The 17,722-nt window shown below is 56.7% G+C and carries 28 protein-coding genes; 1 reads left to right on the top strand and 27 read right to left on the bottom strand.

Going from position 1 to position 17,722, the window contains the following annotated elements; translation table 11 throughout:
• Nucleotide 1 precedes the first annotated feature (1 nt).
• The 3 genes from ACR0A2_RS02985 to ACR0A2_RS02975 all read right to left on the bottom strand — a co-directional run bounded on the left by ACR0A2_RS02985 (nt 2) and on the right by ACR0A2_RS02975 (nt 1,980).
• Nucleotides 2–514: a TRAP transporter small permease gene (locus tag ACR0A2_RS02985; protein WP_171115839.1), complete on the bottom strand. Its 513-nt coding sequence runs from the start codon at nt 512–514 to the stop codon at nt 2–4.
• A gap of 111 nt (nt 515–625) precedes the next feature.
• Nucleotides 626–1,771, bottom strand: a complete 1,146-nt coding sequence (locus ACR0A2_RS02980) for a TRAP transporter substrate-binding protein (protein WP_171632341.1) — start codon at nt 1,769–1,771, stop codon at nt 626–628.
• A gap of 23 nt (nt 1,772–1,794) precedes the next feature.
• Nucleotides 1,795–1,980, bottom strand: coding sequence for a hypothetical protein (locus ACR0A2_RS02975; RefSeq protein ID WP_171115836.1), 186 nt, complete (start codon nt 1,978–1,980; stop codon nt 1,795–1,797).
• Between the two features lie 134 nt (nt 1,981–2,114).
• On the opposite strand from ACR0A2_RS02975, the gene ACR0A2_RS02970 reads away from it, so the two are divergent.
• Nucleotides 2,115–3,137, top strand: a complete 1,023-nt coding sequence (locus ACR0A2_RS02970) for a LacI family DNA-binding transcriptional regulator (protein ID WP_171231604.1) — start codon at nt 2,115–2,117, stop codon at nt 3,135–3,137.
• A 272-nt stretch (nt 3,138–3,409) separates the two neighbouring features.
• Here ACR0A2_RS02970 and ACR0A2_RS02965 read toward each other — a convergent pair whose 3' ends face one another.
• The 24 genes from ACR0A2_RS02965 to ACR0A2_RS02850 form a co-directional block, all read right to left on the bottom strand.
• The gene (locus ACR0A2_RS02965) at nt 3,410–3,577 is read right to left on the bottom strand and encodes a hypothetical protein (protein ID WP_480834010.1); all 168 of its coding nucleotides are present in this window, start codon (nt 3,575–3,577) and stop codon (nt 3,410–3,412) included.
• On the bottom strand, nt 3,567–3,854 hold the full coding sequence (locus tag ACR0A2_RS02960; RefSeq protein WP_480834009.1) for a hypothetical protein: 288 nt from the start codon (nt 3,852–3,854) through the stop codon (nt 3,567–3,569). Before ACR0A2_RS02960 ends, ACR0A2_RS02965 begins: the two co-directional genes overlap by 11 nt.
• Entirely contained in the window at nt 3,851–4,510 is a 660-nt protein-coding gene (locus ACR0A2_RS02955; RefSeq protein ID WP_480834008.1) for a hypothetical protein, read from the bottom strand. The genes ACR0A2_RS02960 and ACR0A2_RS02955 overlap by 4 nt, the downstream gene beginning before the upstream one ends.
• A gap of 217 nt (nt 4,511–4,727) precedes the next feature.
• Nucleotides 4,728–4,964, bottom strand: coding sequence for a hypothetical protein (locus ACR0A2_RS02950; RefSeq protein ID WP_480834007.1), 237 nt, complete (start codon nt 4,962–4,964; stop codon nt 4,728–4,730).
• Nucleotides 4,961–5,131, bottom strand: a complete 171-nt coding sequence (locus ACR0A2_RS02945) for a hypothetical protein (RefSeq protein ID WP_480834006.1) — start codon at nt 5,129–5,131, stop codon at nt 4,961–4,963. The genes ACR0A2_RS02950 and ACR0A2_RS02945 overlap by 4 nt, the downstream gene beginning before the upstream one ends.
• Nucleotides 5,132–5,147: 16 nt before the next feature.
• Nucleotides 5,148–5,366 carry a hypothetical protein gene (locus ACR0A2_RS02940; protein ID WP_480834005.1) on the bottom strand — a complete coding sequence of 73 codons (219 nt, stop codon included), beginning with the start codon at nt 5,364–5,366 and terminating at the stop codon, nt 5,148–5,150.
• The gene (locus ACR0A2_RS02935) at nt 5,363–5,545 is read right to left on the bottom strand and encodes a hypothetical protein (protein ID WP_480834004.1); all 183 of its coding nucleotides are present in this window, start codon (nt 5,543–5,545) and stop codon (nt 5,363–5,365) included. The genes ACR0A2_RS02940 and ACR0A2_RS02935 overlap by 4 nt, the downstream gene beginning before the upstream one ends.
• 108 nt (nt 5,546–5,653) lie before the next feature.
• A complete protein-coding gene (locus ACR0A2_RS02930; RefSeq protein ID WP_480834003.1) occupies nt 5,654–5,890 on the bottom strand; it encodes a hypothetical protein in 237 nt (78 codons plus the stop codon).
• A complete protein-coding gene (locus ACR0A2_RS02925; protein ID WP_480834002.1) occupies nt 5,887–7,290 on the bottom strand; it encodes a phage major capsid protein in 1,404 nt (467 codons plus the stop codon). The genes ACR0A2_RS02930 and ACR0A2_RS02925 overlap by 4 nt, the downstream gene beginning before the upstream one ends.
• 1 nt (nt 7,291) lies before the next feature.
• Nucleotides 7,292–7,531, bottom strand: coding sequence for a hypothetical protein (locus ACR0A2_RS02920; protein WP_480834001.1), 240 nt, complete (start codon nt 7,529–7,531; stop codon nt 7,292–7,294).
• Nucleotides 7,528–7,932 (bottom strand): hypothetical protein, encoded by a 405-nt coding sequence (locus ACR0A2_RS02915; protein WP_480834000.1) that lies wholly within the window; start codon nt 7,930–7,932, stop codon nt 7,528–7,530. The genes ACR0A2_RS02920 and ACR0A2_RS02915 overlap by 4 nt, the downstream gene beginning before the upstream one ends.
• Nucleotides 7,929–8,492, bottom strand: coding sequence for a hypothetical protein (locus tag ACR0A2_RS02910; protein WP_480833999.1), 564 nt, complete (start codon nt 8,490–8,492; stop codon nt 7,929–7,931). The genes ACR0A2_RS02915 and ACR0A2_RS02910 overlap by 4 nt, the downstream gene beginning before the upstream one ends.
• Nucleotides 8,493–8,681: 189 nt before the next feature.
• A complete protein-coding gene (locus ACR0A2_RS02905; RefSeq protein ID WP_480833998.1) occupies nt 8,682–8,957 on the bottom strand; it encodes a hypothetical protein in 276 nt (91 codons plus the stop codon).
• Nucleotides 8,944–9,192, bottom strand: a complete 249-nt coding sequence (locus ACR0A2_RS02900; protein ID WP_480833997.1) for a hypothetical protein — start codon at nt 9,190–9,192, stop codon at nt 8,944–8,946. Before ACR0A2_RS02900 ends, ACR0A2_RS02905 begins: the two co-directional genes overlap by 14 nt.
• 32 nt (nt 9,193–9,224) lie before the next feature.
• A complete protein-coding gene (locus ACR0A2_RS02895) occupies nt 9,225–9,554 on the bottom strand; it encodes a hypothetical protein (protein ID WP_480833996.1) in 330 nt (109 codons plus the stop codon).
• Entirely contained in the window at nt 9,541–10,035 is a 495-nt protein-coding gene (locus tag ACR0A2_RS02890) for a hypothetical protein (protein ID WP_480833995.1), read from the bottom strand. The genes ACR0A2_RS02895 and ACR0A2_RS02890 overlap by 14 nt, the downstream gene beginning before the upstream one ends.
• Nucleotides 10,036–10,671: 636 nt before the next feature.
• Nucleotides 10,672–13,758 (bottom strand): PriCT-2 domain-containing protein, encoded by a 3,087-nt coding sequence (locus tag ACR0A2_RS02885; RefSeq protein ID WP_480833994.1) that lies wholly within the window; start codon nt 13,756–13,758, stop codon nt 10,672–10,674.
• Nucleotides 13,759–13,795: 37 nt separating this feature from the next.
• A complete protein-coding gene (locus tag ACR0A2_RS02880) occupies nt 13,796–14,020 on the bottom strand; it encodes a hypothetical protein (RefSeq protein ID WP_480833993.1) in 225 nt (74 codons plus the stop codon).
• On the bottom strand, nt 14,017–14,283 hold the full coding sequence (locus ACR0A2_RS02875; RefSeq protein WP_480833991.1) for a hypothetical protein: 267 nt from the start codon (nt 14,281–14,283) through the stop codon (nt 14,017–14,019). Before ACR0A2_RS02875 ends, ACR0A2_RS02880 begins: the two co-directional genes overlap by 4 nt.
• Nucleotides 14,284–14,367: 84 nt before the next feature.
• Nucleotides 14,368–14,658: a hypothetical protein gene (locus ACR0A2_RS02870; protein WP_480833990.1), complete on the bottom strand. Its 291-nt coding sequence runs from the start codon at nt 14,656–14,658 to the stop codon at nt 14,368–14,370.
• Nucleotides 14,659–14,744: 86 nt separating this feature from the next.
• On the bottom strand, nt 14,745–15,050 hold the full coding sequence (locus ACR0A2_RS02865) for a hypothetical protein (RefSeq protein ID WP_480833988.1): 306 nt from the start codon (nt 15,048–15,050) through the stop codon (nt 14,745–14,747).
• Nucleotides 15,051–15,133: 83 nt separating this feature from the next.
• On the bottom strand, nt 15,134–15,532 hold the full coding sequence (locus ACR0A2_RS02860) for a hypothetical protein (RefSeq protein ID WP_480833987.1): 399 nt from the start codon (nt 15,530–15,532) through the stop codon (nt 15,134–15,136).
• Nucleotides 15,529–16,581, bottom strand: coding sequence for a tyrosine-type recombinase/integrase (locus tag ACR0A2_RS02855; protein ID WP_480833986.1), 1,053 nt, complete (start codon nt 16,579–16,581; stop codon nt 15,529–15,531). Before ACR0A2_RS02855 ends, ACR0A2_RS02860 begins: the two co-directional genes overlap by 4 nt.
• 263 nt (nt 16,582–16,844) lie before the next feature.
• On the bottom strand, nt 16,845–17,672 hold the full coding sequence (locus ACR0A2_RS02850; protein WP_152458042.1) for a polyphosphate kinase 2 family protein: 828 nt from the start codon (nt 17,670–17,672) through the stop codon (nt 16,845–16,847).
• Nucleotides 17,673–17,722 lie beyond the last annotated feature (50 nt).

Here is a 17,722-nt window from a genome sequence, read left to right as displayed (position 1 = left end):
CTCAGTCAAACAGCTTGTCGCCTTCGAAGACGGGGGTGCCGTCACGAAGTGATTTCACGTCACGCAGGAAAGATTGGATCAGCCGCCATATCATCAGGGCGAATCCGGCGGGCACCGCCATAAGGAACCAGACTTTCGAGACCCGAAGCCCATCCGTGACCGAGCCGAACTTGGCCGAGACATGAACCGCCTCATACGACCAGTAGAGCGCGATGATCGCCACGCCGAACATCACTAGATCGCCGAAAATATACAGCACCGCCTTGGGGCGTGGTCCGATGTAATGCATGATCACATCGATCCGGATATGCGCCCGCTCTTTCACCGCAGCCGCGGCACCGATCCAGGCCAGGTAGATGAAGGAATACCGAACGATTTCCTCGCCCCAGATCGACGAATAAGCAAAAATCTCGCGCCGCAGCACTTCGATGGCCATGGTAATCACCAGCATCACGTAGAACACCAGCAGCAACCAGCGCTCTGCGTTTCGGTCTATGTTTTGAAGAATGGTCATCTGATCCTCCGGCGCAGGGACAGCCTGACCCGCGCCTGACGTGGCGGGTTGTCGTCGGGCTGACTGAGAGTAAAGTTCGTGGACGCCCGTCAGGCGCCCACGGTTTGGGCCTTAGGCGTCGTGGACGTAGTATTTGCCCTGCGTACCGGCGGCTTCGACCAGCTTTTCGAAGTTTTCCATCGATCCAGCCAGTTCCGTCTTGAACGGATCCCAATCGGCGTTCTGATACCCGCCGGCATCCTGCCATTCCGCCAGTTGGTCGTCACTGAGCGAGTGGAACTGCACCCCGGCCTTGTTCAGCTCGGCCATGGCATAGGCGCGGGCCGACGGAACCTTGGACAGGTTCTGATGGCTGGTCATTTCCGAACCCCACATGATGCCTTCCTGCACATCAGCCGGCATCGAGTTGAACCATTCCAGATTACAGGAATAAACTTGGCTGTCCGGCACCGCCTGCGTGAAGGTCACATGGCTGAGGATGTCCTTGAAACCGAAGACATAGAGCGCGCCAACCGAAGGATCGAGCGCATCCGCAACGCCCTGCTTGATGGCCGAGGGGGTCTCGCCCCAGGCAACGGGCGTCGGGTTGGCGCCGACCATCCGGTAATATTGTTGCAGCATCTTGGATCCCGGCACGCGGAACTTGATCCCGCTCATGTCACCGGGGGTGAGCACGGCATTGCCGCCCTGACGAACTGCAACGACGCGCGGGTCGATGTTCACATAGAACAGAGCCTTGAACCCTGCCGCTTCGACCTTGGGGTGAACCTCACTTTTCCATGTGTCCGAATGGACGAGGTTGGTGAAACGCTGGTTCGAGCCGCACAGGTACGGCATGTTGATCAGGTCGACTGTCGACGCGAACGGCGCGAAATTCGACAGCGAATGCTGCGCGGCCTGAATGGTGCCGCCCTGCACTTTCTGCACCAGCGCGCCGCCTGCACCAAGCTGACCGCCGGGGGCCAGTTTGACATAGACCTTGCCGTTGGTGGCGTTCTGAATGTTTTCTTTCAGGTCCAGCTGCATGATCGGATAGCTGCGCGACGCGCCAAGCACATAGGCCGTGGCCACGGTCATCACGTGATCTGCGGCCTTTTCACGCTCGCTTTCTTCCTTCGCGGTCTGCGCAGCGGCCTCGGAAGACCACAAAACGCCCCCTGCCCCAGCGACCAATGCGGCCGTAAACGCGCCACTGGCGCTCAGTTTCAGAAAATTGCGGCGCTCGGCCGATGCCAGTTCGGTCTTGTCGGTTTTCATCAATTGCCCTCCCAAGCAAAAGTTCAGCTGCCGTCTTGTGCGTCCCGGTCAGCTTCCTTTTTCAGAATTGCGACAACGAACAGGATCGAAGCCGCGAACAGAACCAACATCTCTCCAACGTCACCAAGAAACGCGCTGCTCGCAAAAGCACCCAAAGCGACATTTGCGAAATAGATCGCAAAAACGATGACTGATGCAGCGAGATACATTTCCGGGACTCCCTTCAGAATCGGCTCAAATACCTTTGTAAGCGCTTACATAATAAATGCAAGCGCTTACATAAACGCTTTCATCCTTGAAAAAATGCGACTAACTTAGGCGAACCGGAATTGAGAGTTCGAGAATGTCAAAACATCGGTCCGCACCGACGCTGGATGACGTTGCCAAGGCAGCAGGCGTTTCAACTGCCACCGTGTCACGGTGCCTGAACACCCCGCAACAGGTGGTCGAGGCAACGCGGAAACGTGTTCTGTCTGCCGTAGACACCCTTGGCTACACGCCGAACTTTGCAGCCCGAGTGATGGCTGCACGGCGTTCTTTCACGATCGGCGCGATAATTCCGACGATGGAAAATGCAATCTTTGCAAGGGGGTTGCAGGCGTTCCAAGAAGAGATCCACAAACAGGGCTACACCTTGCTGGTCTCCAGCTCGGCCTACCAACCGGCCGCAGAAGAAGAACAGATCCGAACGCTGGTTGCACGGGGCGCCGACGGGCTGTTGCTGATCGGGCATGACCGGGACGTGCAAATCTACGACTATCTCGAAAGGCGCAAAGTGCCGGCCCTTGTCGCGTGGTCCTTCCTGCCAGACGAACCGATACCGTCCGTCGGGTTTGATAACAGACGGGCGATGGAGGCTTTGACAAGCAAGATCATCGAATTAGGCCATACGCGGTTGGCAACGATTTCAGGCATCAGCAAGGGCAACGATCGTGCGCGTTTGAGGATCCAAGGGATAAAAGACGCGATGTCCCGACATGGACTGTCGCAAGACGACCTTTCGGTGATCGAAACCTCGTACGAGATTGAAAACGGCGCCGATGCGTTCAAGCATCTCATGTCGAATGACAACCCGCCGACCGCGGTGTTGTGCGGCAACGACGTTCTGGCCGTCGGTGCGGTACGGCAAGCTCAGCAGATGGGACTGCGGGTGCCCGAAGATGTATCGATCACCGGCTTTGATGATATCGAGCTTGCGCGCATTGTCGCCCCTGCGCTGACAACTGTCCATGTTCCTCATCGTGACATGGGACGCAAGGCTGCTCAGGCGTTGATTCAGATGATCGAATCCAACGCACCGGGCAAATCTGTTGAACTGCCGACGCACATCGTTGGCAGAGAGTCCTTGCTTGGCCTCAACAGCTAGTACCGGCTTTCCAAGCCCGTTGAGCAGATCCTTGGAAACACGTGCCAGTCAGGCCCGTGAAGGTGGTGGCAAAGCCACGCAGCGCCACCTTTTTTGATGAAATAACAGCGCCTTACAGTCCGGTTTTGGAGCGGGTAGCGGGAATCGAACCCGCGCGTTCAGCTTGGGAAGCTGGGCAAATATGGGATGATTCGCCTTATTTCGTTGGGGTTCACAGCTATTTGTTCAAAAAGATGTTCAGATTTAATTGGACTATGTTGGACTGAAACCGGTCACCACAGCAGCAAAGCCACCGGAATGAAGCCGACAAGAAACCACACCGGCAGCATCCACAGACCGTTGTGGTGTGTTTGTGGAACGTCCAGCACGACACGGATCGTCACGGGCTCTTGCTCTGTCTCGGGCTCACAACCGGGCAGATAGACGACGTTATCGGACATGGATCACCCCACCCTTCGGTTCGTATTCACACGTTACGGTATCCGCCTGCCCGACCGGCCCGAGACTTGCACCCGTAACGTCGATGACAGGGCGATCTGGTCGGCCCGCGATCTTGCGCTTGCCTTCAGGGTCGGCACTGATCGTCAAGCCGGTGTCGGTGGTGGTCAGGGTCCACCGGGTACCGTGCGGCAGTCCAGCGGCTTGCAGGTGCTTGCCTTCGATCCATAATCGGGCGCGGCCCCGGTTGAGCCCGATCTTGCGGGTAAAGGAAATCATTCGCCCGACTCCGACAAAGCATCCAGCAGGGTTTGACGTGCCGCCTTCACATCGAATGCGTCCAGTTGGGCTAAGGCTTGCCGGATCGCTGCGTTGCCGGTCAGAGCGGGACCACCGGGGATCGGATCGTCAAAGGCGATCCCTGTGCTGCCTTCTATCGCCCGTGTGCGTTCTTCTGCCCGCTTGGTCATCTGGCGTTTGGCTGCGGATTCTTCGGTCCGTCGGATGGTGTCGTGCGCCCTTCCGACAAACTTGGCGGCTTCGGTCCGACCGACACCCAGCGATGCTGCCAGTTCGCCCAGATCATTCTTTCCGGCCAGCACGAAGTCACGCGCGGACCGTCCGGCAATATCGCGCCATTCGCGGCGGATACCCTGCGGGTTGGAAATCTCATTGCGGACCAGAGCGACCGCCTCGGGATGTTCATAGCACCAGATCGCATCGGACAGTTCGACCTTGTGGACCTTGCCATCCAGATACTGCGACCGCCACCGGTCCAGCATGCCGGATCGTGGCGGTGAACTATCGCGGACCTGTACCGCATATTCACCGATCTTGATCCACTGCCTTCGTGCTGCTTCCGAGTGTTTTTCGACAAGTTGTGCCGCCCGCTTGGCCTTGTGACCAAGATCACGGTAAAACTTCTCAGTTTCCATATTTGGTTTTATTGCCATGTCAGTTCCCTTTGATTCTAGTGACATGACGGTAAATAGTCTTAAGCTAAGTTAAGATCAAGTCTTAACAACTATAAAGATTTTCCTAAAGGCGTTTCAGGTAAAAGAAGGCCCGCACCAATCGGACCTGATCGGTGCGGGCTAATCCGATGGCCGACGCGCTGATGCGGTAGCGCGAAGGAATAAAAAGCCATCTGGACTATCGTTGTAGTCTCGCCTTGGCGGCTGCGTGGGCCATGTTGACCGCCTTTTCGATCAGGGCATCATTGCGCTTTTCGATTTCGTTACGCATCACACGCGCGGCCAGATAGAGCCCAGCAGCCGTGCAGGACTCGGCCCGACCGATCAGGCGATCCGTTTCGACATTGCGAAGATCGGGCCACGACTTCGCGGCGGTAGCCATGGCGACCTGTACGGTGTCGCGTTGGCTTCTCATTCGATCAGGTCCGTCTTTCCCATTTCGCGAGTCAGGGCGTTCCAGATGGCCGTGTATTCTTCCCACGACAACGGCCTGTTCAAACGCTTCTGAATGGCAAGTGCGGCCTTGTCGCGGTCGATCTTTGGCTTGCGAGGTTTGCGGGGCTTGCGTGGCTGTTTGCTCATATCAAACGGCATTTTGTCAGTTTCCAGGTATCTTGGTTTTGCGCTTGCGCACGGCTTCGGGCAGATCGGATGCGTGGACAAAAAACGGCCACCAGTCGCCACCACGCTGTTGGTAATTGCTGATCCATTTGCCGATCTGGTAAATCTGGGTGCTACCGACGCGGCGGTAACTCAGACCATCAGGCAATTCCATGTCACGCTGATAGACGCCAAAGCGGTTTAGTATCCGGGTCATGGCGTCAGGTCCGATTGCAGCACAAAAAGGCCCGACCAGACCGCTGGCCCGTTCGGATGGCTCATGCCCAATTGCGTGACGGGCGATCCGCTGACGGGCAGATCAATGTCGTAATCGTCCGTCTCAACGGTCACGCCCTGTGCGATCCCGAACTTATTTCTTAGAACGGCGCGTGCCATTGGCTTTCCCTTCCTTTGCTGCTGCTGGTGGTGGTGTGAACCCTTGGCAGTTTGGGTATCCGCAATCGGGATAACCGCAGTCGGGATAGCCGCAGTCAGGATAATTGCTCATTTGCGTTTACCCCGCTTCGGCTTCACGCTCACAGGCGGCAAGAATTGCGCTGCAAGTAGCCTGTCCACCTTGCCCGATGGGTTGGACCAGTAGACCTGATCGGAATGCTTCACGCCCGCCTTGGCGAGTATCGCACCGATCTGGTCGGGCGTTGTGGCGGTGCTTGTCACGCCATCCACATACACGGACGTTTCGGTCGAATGGCGCATCTGGGTCAGGCTGATCTGTCTCACCACGATACCCCGCTAAGGTAAGCGGTACGATTGGCACGCAGCATTCCAAACTCAACAGGTTGGATGACACGCAGCGCAACCGAATAGGTTTGCAGCATCGAACGGGTTACAGCACCCGCCCCCGCTGCGTCACTGACGTGGATTGACCCGCCAAAATCGTTGACTGCGTTTTCGTCCAGCATCTGCGGTGCGGGTGCCGAGTCATCGGCCATCACGACCGTGGCATGTTCCGACATTGCCACCTCTGGATTCGGCAACCACGACAGGAAATCCGCACAGTCGGCAATGTAAACCTGCGCGGTGGGGCAGTTGATCGAACTGACAAATGGTACCCCTAGAATCGTGCCTTTGCTGTCCATTTCGGGCGCGAAAACCCACCCCATGCTGTCCCGCCAACTGCGGAGTCTCAGTTCCCTTGACGGGTCCATGATCAGCAACGGCTTGGCGGGTCGGTCGATGCTGCTGATCAGCCACGACAGATCGCTGATGATTGATTGAAGATCGGTGCCGCCCGATGCCTGATTGGCCGCGCCAAACCAAGGCGATGCGGGGCGGATACCTGCAACCGCGTTCAGGGTCGGATCAAGCAGGACGCTATCCAACATCTTGCCGCTGTCTTCCATCACCATTTCAAGCAAAATCTGACGCAGATCGAAGGCGGAAACCTTGGCCAGTTCTTTACTCGCGACGGTGATTATTGCCGCCTTTTTACGGCTGAAGGATTGTGCCGAAAAGCTACCTTCTTTGACTGGGATCGACGCACCCGGCGCGACGAAACTTTGGGCCATCGAACCCATGCCCGCTTCAGACCGCATCGGGTAAATCACGCTTTCATTGTCACCCATCGGGATCGGACGACCACCAGCGGCAAACATCGCGCCGTAAACAGATACCGCCTTGATGGCGGATACCCACGAAACAACATCACTGGTCGTCAGGTCAGCGGCCCAACCAATGTCGGTGCCGGTCGCCGGGTTGGATGCGCTTTTGACCAGTTGGGCGCGGACCAGCTTGCGGGCAATGCGGCCTTCGTCGCCGGGGTAGAAGTCTTGCAGCGTGGCATCCACGTCTTTCTGATCCACGAAGCGGAGAAACTCAGCCACAAGGGCTGTACCAAGGCTGTCAGTGGCTGACAGGCGTTTGACCGTGCCTTTGGGCTTGTACGGCTGTTTCAGCGTGGCTTCCAGCTTCTGCGGTTGGTCCAACCGTTTGCGCAGCGCGGCCAGTTCACCCTTGATCGCGGGCAACTCTTGCCGGATTTGGTGCGCTTCTTCCAGTTCGGCGGCAACGGCCTCATAGGCCAGCTTGGCATCCATCTGTTCAAGATGTTCAACGGCGGTCTTGCGGTGCTTCCCGGTCAGACCTTTCAGTTTCGGGTGGTCGGCATAATCGCGGGGCATCTTACAAAACTCCTTCGCGTTTCAGCACCCGACGGGCGCAATCTTCTAGGTGTGGGTGATGGTCCGCGAACTGCTTGATCCAAGCCTTGTAAACACGGCGGTGTGTGCGTTCGCAGATCGCCTTGGCTTCTTCGGTGCTGTGACCTTCGACCAGCAATTCGGCCTGCATCTTGGCGCGGGTTCTGCGGATTTGCTTTGGCAGATCGTGGCGGACGGTGTGAACGTCGATCAGCTTATTCATCGGTACAACTCCGGGTTTTCACGCATCGCTTTCTTGACGATTGCGGTGGCATCGTCGGTGTCGTCATTGAACTGATGCAGGGCTTTGCCGATGGCGTCCGTCACTTCCGACCGGGCGTGCGCTAGATCGGCCTCAAGCTGTGCGATCCGCTTTTCGTAGGGCGCGACAAGGTTGGCCATGGCTTCGGCGGTGGCGTCTACATGCTTGGCTTGTTCCGCGCGGACCTGTGCCATCAGGGCAGCGGCGAACGCCTGCATGTTAGGCGACCCGGATTTGGTTACCGGATCATAGTGCAGGACATGATCACCACCGGTCGAGCCTTTGGCATCCAGCGGCACACCGTCGATATAGAGTTTGTCACCGGCACGGGTCTGCGGTGGTGCGTCGAAAGGGTTGCTCATACGCTCTTTCCTTTTCGTTGTTTTGCAGCAGCGCCGGATGCAACCAGATATTCATCGCGGATCGCTTTGATCTTCGGTGACTTCATGTCGAAACCGACACCGGGCAGACGATCCGAAAGCAACATCAGCAGGCTGGCGGATCGCAGTTCATCCGTGTGCGCGTCCATCCTGTCTTCAGCGGTATCGGCGCATCCTTCGGCGCGTGTGGCGGTTTCTCGGCACGCGGTGGCCAGTTGATCCAGTGTTGCGCCATGAACGCCAAGGCGGCACGCCAGAGACGCCAGACGGGCAACCGGGCTCTGGTGGGGGTGTGTGTCTCGGGTCCGAAGGATCAGGGCCGCGCGATCCGTATCAGCCGCGAAGGCGCGGGTCTGAGCGATGGCGTCCGTTACTGCGCGGTTGTCGGCTTCGAACTTCTGGGTAAGAGCCCGACGTTCTTCAGCCGCAGATTTTGATCCACGTTCTTCGGCGCGTGACAGGCGATTGATTGTAGAACGAAGATGCGGGACGCGCTTGATCAACTTGCGGGCGGCTGCTGGTGCGGTGCGGCGTGTGATCATGCTGTCGTTCCCTTCTGGATGCGGACAGCATGACCGCAAGATGTGGTGTGAGTCTAGATTTTGAGTCGTACCGAAACTTAATTTTTTTCAATAGCTTGCATATAAAAGATCTTCTATAGGCCGAGCCCCGATCTACCAGATGTAGTTACCAGGTGGCGGTCGTTTTCGTAGCGTTACGAAGACGGATCGTCAAAGTTTGGTCCACCTTGCCCATCGCTGTACATCGTCCAGACAAGCCGCAGAACAGCACACGTTACCACGCCAATTCCAGCGGCCCGATTGCGGCAGGATGTTGCCGCATCCCGAGCACAGACGGGATGCCCGTCGTTCGATCCGGCCACCGTTCTCAACGCTGATACCCTTGACCACCTGACTGGTCTTCAGGCCCTCAACACCGCGATTATCGGCCATCACTTCCTTCAATGCGGCGTTTTCTGCTGCTGCGTAGCGTTCAAGCGGCGTCATATTGGGCCAACCGTATCTTGATCGGTTCGATGCGACCAAGTGACCGGCACGAACCACAGCGACAGAGCAAAGCATCAGGATCAAAGGGCTCATCCATCGGTGCGTGGTATCCGATCCCCACACGTTGCCCGATCTGACCGCACGTCTCGCATTGATTGCCCAACGCCTGTGCCAGATCGTACTTTGCCTGATTGAACTGGCCGATTGTCATTCCGTCTGGTGATTGCGTTGGCATGGCTGGACTCCCGAATGTGTTTTGGTGGTCGTTTACGCTTTGTCATAGGTCTGGCTGGATTGGTGTGGCCATTGGTCGGGGTTGGCAACTTTGCGCTTCAGTCCTTCCAGACCACACGGCCAACCTAACTGGCGGCAACGGGTGTTGAACTTCGCCAGATCGCGGTCGGCTTCGTGCATCCAATCCAGCGGCCAGACGTTGAAAATTTCAGAACTGTTGACCTGATCGACCAGACCCGCATTTCGCAGACAGTCCTTGATCCACAGAAAAACCATCATGCGCCGATCCGGGTCAGCTTCAGAAACCGGTGGGATATTTCCCCCGGTGGCGCGTTGAATGTCGGCCCCGCTAATGTAGTTCATTGCTGCCCATCCAATCATCGAAGCTGGTGCTGGTACTGGTGGGTGATGCGGTGCCGGGTTGGTACTGTGCAGGCTTCGGATTGTTCGCGTCGGAATCGCTGTGTCCGTCACGCTGTCGGACACCCGCATCGCGAAGTGACGTTGCCACCGTTCGACGCAATTCGCCCTGAAGTTTGTAGCCGGGATGTGTGACCTTGAACCCGGTCTTGGTCATCTGGAATGTCGGCTCTGTCTGCAATTCGATTGCGAGATACCACAGCTTTTCCATCGCAGCGGCTGCGGTGACGATCAGGATCAGATCAGCCACCGCCCATTCGTGCCGGGTCCGAAAAATCTGGGTGTAGTAGTGCTGACCTTTGTCACCGAGTAGATCGGCACCGGGAATGTCCAACGGTGCGACCGCAACGCTCAGATCGGGCGCACGTGCGTCCCGTAATTGCTGTTCTTGGCTGTCTGAGGCTGCTTTTCTACCGCGCGGCATGATCGGCTGTAATCCTGTCTGTTTCGGTGTGAATCGACGTGAATTGACAGTTATTTTAGCCCAAATAGTTACATTCACAACAGTTGCGTAACGCAACCAAATAGGCTGCAACTCGGTTCACGTGGATTCAAGCATCCCCGGCGCGGTGGAGTGGTCCAAGTCTTGCGTTACGGAACGCCGCCCCCTGAAGTGACAGAACCGTCGCCAAGCACACGCATCGTCACGGCATCGGTCAGCACGTCAACACGTGTGACGATGAACTGATGATCGAACGTCAGGCACACCACGCACCGCAACACCTATAGACATACGCCTATGTTCCAATGCGTAGCGTGATCGTGTTGGCTGCTGCTGCTGTGGTGGTGGTGTCGCTCACACACCAATACATATATGGAAAATACTAGGCGTATTGGTTCGCCTACGTCCCGTCTATGTCCCGTCTATGTCCCGCTTATGCCTATAGCTGGATTTCTAGCGTGACCAAGTGTGACCAACTGTGACCATTGTTTCGGTCGGTTATCACCTGAGAAAAAAAAAGTTTAAAAGCATTAATGACTCTCAACTTTTTTTTCCCGACTGAACTTGGGGTGGAACAATGGTCACACTTGGTCACACTTGGTCACAATATGTAGATTTCTATATGATTTGGAAGTTCCAGACCGGTTTACGGTTGTTTGATCCTTCGACCCTCATTTTCACGCCTTTGAGCCGTTTTCCGTCCCGTGAGTAGTCACGGTGCGTCTGTAGGTAGTTAGAGACACGCTTGTCAGTAACGTCAGTGTCCGTGTTGAACACACGATTTCGTACCGTTGGTGCTGCGTTGATATACGCTGTGATTGCCACCGCTGTTGTCCAACGACCAGCTATGAACGGTTCCAGCAGGCGCATCAGTTCCCCGAAATCGGACGATCCGGCACTGGCAAAATCGACTTCGCCAGCTTCAATCCAAGGATCGTAAAAGCCTTTTGCACCGCTTACGGCGATGACAGGTTCCGCGACCAGCTTGGACCACATCGGGAAACGACCGGGCGGGTTTGTGTCCACACGCTGCGACAGGATACAGGCCAGAGCCCCGAGAATGTACGGACGATGGTCGATGGTCCAACCCAGCAGATCAGGGTGCCGGAATTGCCGCTCTGCCAAGTTCTTATCCGGGTTCGGGCTGTGTCGGATTTCCACCACACGACTCAACATATCGCCTTCGGCAATCAGGTTATTGCCGGTGAAGGTACTCATCAGCCCCGCCAGACCCGTGAATGATTTCGACACCCCGAGAATGCGACCGGAATAAACCGGGCTTGTGGTCACGGTCGCCAGTTCGTTATGCGAGTTGCCAATTGTCATCCCGGTCTTGAGGTTGTCGAAAGCAAGATGTGTGTGGCCTTCCATGATCGCGGTGGTGAACACCTTTTCGCGTTCCTCTGGTCGATCCGGGTAGATGACGGTAGCCGCAGGCGATCCGGTGATGGCGGCATGGGCAACAGATACGCGCAGGGTTTTGCCCGATCCGGGGAATGCTGCGGTTTCCATGAAGATCGGCGGTCCCGCTTGGTTCATCAGATCGGTCTTGGTGATCAACATCGTCGCGGTCATCATCACAGCCTTCGCTGCATCCAAGGGCGTCTCGAAAGAAAAGTCGCCCAACCAGTCATTTACCAGGAATTTATACGCTGCGACCGGATCGTCCCATTGCATCACTGTCAGCGATCCGGTCTGAAGGTACAGGCCCGTTGCGGGGTGAAACACACCATCCCCGAACAATAGCTGGCCGTTCCATATGATCGGGTGTTGCACGATCCCGGTCATAGGCTTGAAGGTATCCCCCGCCACGGCGTCGAAGTGCTGGATCAGCGATCCCGGTACATCAGATGGAATCTCGTTTCCGTCTCTGTCGTGGTAGACGTAATATCCCAGCTTGCTTGCGATCCGACGCAGGTCTGGTGATCTGATGACTTTCGCCTGTGTCATGAACGCGGGTTCTGTCTGCGGCGATCCGTCAGGGTTCAGCAGCTTGTCACCCATCGGGCCACGCTTTGCGATCCGGCCAAATGCGGACTCCTGCGTCTTCATCACAACCGGGTTGCCACCGAAGTTGAATGCAAGGTTTACGTCCCCGGCCCGACGTTCCAACCCTTCGGCAATCGACAGGTAGGTGTTGGGATCGGAAACATCGAAGAATGTACGCGGCATGTCGGACTTGGCTTCGTTGTCGCGCAAACGTTCCATCTTCTGCTTCTTGAGCACAGATGACACCGCTTCCTTGAACACGGTCAGACATTTGCCTTCGGCTGCACGTTCCAACAGCTTCGGCCACCGGGGATCATCGGCCTGTTTGTAGATCGCGGCAAAGACCACGACGTTGCGATCCATCACGTTACACGAATCCACTTCCAGTGCCATTTGCTGCATCTGTTCCGGGGTTGGGTTGATACACGGCACACCGGGCAGCACCGGCCCGGTAACGCCCGCAGGGACACCGGGCGGCATTGCAGGCATCCCGGCCTTGGCTAAGTGCATCTGACCTTTGCGACGGGCTTTGTCGGCTTGATGTTCGGCTTCCAGATCAGCGGGCAGAACCAGACCTTGCCGTTCCATTTCGGTGATGATCTTGCCCCAATTCGCACCACCGTAGGGTTTGAACCCGCGCCACATCGACCACGTGTATTTCGAGTCATACTTTTGATCGGCCCGAGACGGTTCGAACCGGGAAGACCATTCATTGAAAACGGGCCATCCCGCATCCCCAAGTTCCCACTTCAACGCCAAGCCGATCTGTGTCCAATCATCCCAATCGCCCCGGTTGGGCAACAGAGCCATGATCCGCGCGGCCAGATCGGGATTGACCGGGTAATCCTTCAGATCGCCCGCTTCGGTACCGTGGCGGCTGGATGTGCTGGATCGACCGCGTTCCCAACCCAGAGCCCCGGCAGCTTCGATCAGAGCATCCAGCAGATCAAGCGCACCGTCCTGATCCAACGTACCGCAGGCAAGCGCAGCGGGTAACACCGAATAGGCATCGGCACCGGGAACGCCGGGATATTGAAACCACTGGTAGGGTTGCCCTGTCTTCGGGTGAGTACCCGACAGGACCATCTGGCGACCCTTGCCCAGAATTTCGATCATTTGCCTGTCGTGTCCCTCTTTCACCAGATGGACCCGCATCGCCTTAATGGGTTCCCCGGTCACTTTGAACGGGATCAGGATTTTCGGCCATTGCCCGACGCGCATCATCATTTGCGGATACCGGGACAACATCACATTTCGCAGCACAGCGGCCAGTTCGGGGTCCAGAGTATCAATGTCGATCCCGACCCATTCATCCCCACCCAGCAAGCCACAGGACGCCCCGGCAGCATCATACGCAACCACATCTTCCTGTGTCGGAACGTAGGTGTTCCAATCTGGCCGGGTGTTCCATGTTCCGCCACCCATCAACCGACCCGGCACTTTGCCCTTGCTGTCGGCTTTCACATCAGCCGGGGGGATATACGACCCGTCGGCATCATAGCCACCGGGAAACAGTTCGGCATCGACCGGGATCAACGGCACTACACGATTGAAACCGGCATTGATCGCTGCTGACAGGTGACCATTAGTTGCGTTTGTAACTGTTTTGGGGATATTCATAAGCATGGCTCTTTCGTTGACGGTGACAGAGTCTGTCAGTTCGCCCCCGGCCCGTGACAGGCCGGGGGTTTTCCGTTCCGCAACACCGTCGGCCATGACGACACCGGTTGTTACATGCGGGAACGGTATTCAATCAGGTTGCAAACTGCTTTCCCATTGCTTCGGCTTCGCGCAGCATCATCCGCACCGTGCCGACCGTTTCGATTTTTCCGTTTAGAAGAAACTGAACGTGATCGCGGGCCAGACACATCCGTTTCGCTATGATCGGATAAACATCAGCCTTGTCGGTGATCCCGGTCGCCAGTGTTTCGTTGCCGACCGTCAGCTTCCCTTCATTGTTCAGAGTGAATTTATTCATGCCGCCTGCCCCTCTACATCAGCCAGCAACCGGGCAACCAGCAGCGGGGCAAACGCCTTGACGGTCTCACGTGTCGGCCCGCCTTCGCTCAACTTGCGACCACTCAGGCGCAAATATGAAGTTCCAGGTATTTCAACCAGTTCTTCGACGGTGGCTTTCCATGACACTTGCGGGATCGTCTCACGCACGGTGATACGGACCTTGCGGCCCATAAAGCCAACGTCGCGGTCTTCACACCATTCGATTGATTGTGTATGACTCATATCCATTCCAAAGACTTTGGGGGAAACTGGCACGTTGGCCCCCGGTTAAGATCGCCCCGGCCCCCAATGGTCGGGGCGTTTGCTTTAGGCGGTTACACCCGCATCCTTCAGTATGGTGCGGTGATCGTCCGTCAGCAGCGACGGGATGCGATCCGGGTCGTTGGTGAGCACGACCAGCAACAAGGCGCATTCGTGCGCATAGTTCCCACGGCCTTCAAAGACCGCTTGGTTCAGCAATCCCGAGACTTTCGAGACCGCTTCGATCTGGTTAAATTCACCACCACCGTTTCGAATTGGACGCTTTGCGGCGACTTCCATTTCTTCGCGGTGCTTCGCGTCCGCGACCAAGGCGCGGTCAATCAGACTCAATGTCATCTGTCAGTTCCTTTGGTTGAGGCCAGGGTATGACTGGCGGATTAGTGAGCAAAAACAGTCAGTTACGAGCTGTCTTCAGCTCGTTTTTACGCGGCTTTCTGTTCTTTGCTTTCCAGCCACGCCATGAACTTTTCGGTGGAAACAAACTGGCGACGACCCACGGTCGAAATCGGCGGAAACGTCTTGTCATCACCCACCAGCTTGAACACGGTGCTGCGACCCAGACCCAAAATGGTCTGAATATCGCCGGGATGATTCAGGACAGGTTTGCGCAGGATCGACACGATTGCGTCGTTAACGGCGATCTGACCTTGCAGCTTGTGTGCTTCGGCCTGTACCGCCTGTTTCACAGCTTCGTTTAGCTGCTTGGTAAGAATTTCAGGATCGAACATTTTCGGCACCCCCTCAAAAGTTGCGGTGCCTATCTATTGATCACAAAAAATTGGCCGATGCTAAATGCTATCGGCCAGCTAATTTAAAAAAGATCGTCCGGTATGTGTTTTCTCAGGGTTCGTTCCGACCGGGGCGCGATCCCCTGCCCCTCTAGGATGGCGTTCACACGGTCTTTCAGTATCCGTGACGCGTCGGCCTTCGACCGCAACGATCTGCCGTGTTCTACAGCCGCCTGACGGATCGCAAGCACCACCACGCCGGACTCTTCGGTCCAACGTGCCGAACCGGCCCGAGACGCCTTGCTTCGGTTCTGCGCACCCTCAAGTTCGCGCCGGATCGCTTCACGCTCTAGGCGGTGGATTTCTGGCGTTGTGGTGGGTGTCAACCAGTGCCGGGTAGTGTCGCCTTCGAAACCACCGGCAACGGGCCGCATCAGGCCACGGCGTACCATTTCCGCGTCAATGTCGTCTTCGCTGATCACATCAGCACCGCTTCCAAAGCCCCGAAGGCTTCGGCCTGCATTTCCGCCAGAACGTGACCGTATGTCCGTTCAATCATTTCGACTGACGTTCCGCAGTGTTTGGCCAACGGAAAAACCGGAACGCCCGCATAGATCGCACTGGTGATGAAACCGTGACGCAGCGCGTAGGGCGTGGCGTCCAGTTCCAGCCGGTCCCAGCGGGTTCTGATCTTTTCGGACGTGAAGGGTCGGCCATCGGTTTCGAGTAGGTGTGTGACCGCTCCTGCGGCCCGTGCGTTGAAAAACGCAGCGACACCGGGCGTCAACGTGATGTGCCGGATACCGGTCTTCCCGTCCAACGTCAGGGTGTTTCCCCGGATCGCGTCCTTGCGGGCGTTCACAATTTCGCCCGGTCGAGCCCCGGTCAGCCAGAGTGCGCGAACGAAATCGTGAAAATCCGGGTCCGTGTTCGCAAGCCGGGACAGGATCACGTCCACATCCTTGCGGGTCAGGATCGCAGCCGGTTTGGTTTTGGGCTCTTTCAGCTTCTTCAGCTTCGACCAATCACCATCGACGCCGTGCGCGTTCAGCGCGGCCTTCAGGGTGCCGACCGCTTTGTTGACGGTGGCGATCCCGCGATCCGGGGTAATCAGATCGTCGCGCCATTTGTTGAGCACGGCCAGTTTCACATCCGCGATCCGCTTGGTGCGCAGATCACCCATCAGATTGATGTGGCTTCGGATCGTGGCAACACTGCCGGTGTTCTTCGTTAACCCGGCCCGCTTGTAATAGCTGTCGAGTGCTTCACCGATGGTGTGCAGGGCTGTCGGCTTGTCGGCCTCATCCACTTCCATCTTGCGCACCAGATCGGCCACCTGATCGAACGTCAGGGCGTCAACCGGACCCAGACCCTTATCGGGCCGACCGGGTACCCGTGCGCCCCACGTACGGCCCCGCTTGCCCACACGCATCAGGACGTACCGCTTCGAGCCCAGAGGGTGCGAATAGTAGCTGGTGCGCGGCTTCAGCGCGTCACGCTTGGTTGGGTCGGATAGGTCTACACGTGCCATCGTTACGGGTCCACTTGTTCAAACATTTGTTCAAAAGTGTTCATAAACCGAATTGAACACGTTTGACCAGCCTTTTGGACTAAGTTGGACTAAACCCCTTGTTTTTATGGGTGTAAATGGTGCTGTGAACCCCGGCTTTTCGACCCATAATTCAGCTTGGGAAGCTGACAGGCTACCATTACATCATACCCGCCTTGTCAGATGAAATAACACCAGAACATCCAGACGTTCAACCCGGATCGCAACCAACCTTTTTCGGGTTCTTACTCGGTTCGGGCTCGCAGGCTGTCGATCAGGGACTGGTCGACTGCCAAGGTCTTGCCTGCCGCTTCCAAGGTACGGCGATCCAGATGCTGGGGGTTCAGATCAACCCCTTCCGAAAACGCCTCGACAATGGCCTTCATGGCCGTGATCCTCGCATATTTCTTGTTGTTGGACGGGATCACGTGCCAAGGGGCAACTTCTGTAGACGTCCGTGCCAGCATTTCATCCACGGCCACCTCTGCGACATCCCATTTTTCGCGGTTTCTGAAATCTTCATAAGTCAGCTTCCAGCGTTTCATCGGGTTGGTCAGCCGCTCAGTAAATCGGCGCATCTGCTCTTCCTGTGAAATGTGGAAGAACAGTTTCACGATTCGAGTCCCGTCATCGACAAGCATTCGTTCGAAATCATTGATTTCCTGATACGCGGCCCGCCAGCGTGTTTCCGGAGTCAGCTTTTCGATCCGCTCAACCAAAACCCGGCCATACCAGCTGCGGTCGAAGGCGGAGATCGCACCCGAAGGCGGCAGGCGTTCCCAGAAACGCAACAGATAATGCCGGTTGAGATAGTAGTTCCGGGGCGCACCGATCGGCCAGACCTTGAAGCTGCGCGGGTCCAGGGCCTGACTGATCCGGCGAATGGTCCCCCCTTTTCCGGCAGCGTCCCATCCTTCGAAAACCAACACGCCCTTGAGCCCGTGAAACAGATAAGCTTGCTGAATTCTGGCCAATCGTGTCTGCAATTCGATCAGCTGATCGAAGTAGACCTTTTTGTTCAGTTTCCTGGTCAGATCCGCATCCGAGAGTTTTGGGGGGTGATGTTTACTCATGCTGCCACCTGATCAATGCATCCTGGATCGGGTTATTCTGAAACCTTCTG

Source organism: Ruegeria sp. H8, from assembly GCF_056532905.1.
Note: the sequence above shows the minus strand (reverse complement) of the source record. Positions and strands in the feature narration are given on the sequence as shown.